This is a genomic window from Leifsonia sp. SIMBA_070, assembly GCF_046534635.1.
Lineage (GTDB): Bacteria > Actinomycetota > Actinomycetes > Actinomycetales > Microbacteriaceae > Leifsonia.
The window spans coordinates 1-267 of sequence record NZ_JAWRYK010000362.1 but is presented as its reverse complement, the minus strand read 5'-3'; the positions used below and the strand labels follow the sequence as shown (position 1 = coordinate 267).

General features: G+C 66.7%; 1 pseudogene. It reads left to right on the top strand.

The window, feature by feature from the left end:
- Positions 1-267, top strand: a pseudogene (locus SB754_RS20690) (site-specific DNA-methyltransferase); the annotation flags it as partial.

Genomic DNA, 267 nt, shown 5'->3' with positions numbered 1-267 from the left:
AGGTCCCTGGTGGTACACGCGGACAACGCCGTGTTCCTGCCAACCCTGCCGGACGGCGCCTTCACCATGATCTACGTGGATCCCCCGTTCAACACCGGCCGGTCCCAGCGGCGGCAGCAGACCACCATGGTCCGCAGCACCGACGGCACCGGAGACCGGGAGGGGTTCAAGGGCCGCAGCTACAGCACCGTCAAAGGCCTGCTTTCCAGCTACGACGACGCTTTCGAGGACTACTGGGCGTTCCTGGAGCCCCGGCTTGCCGAAGCC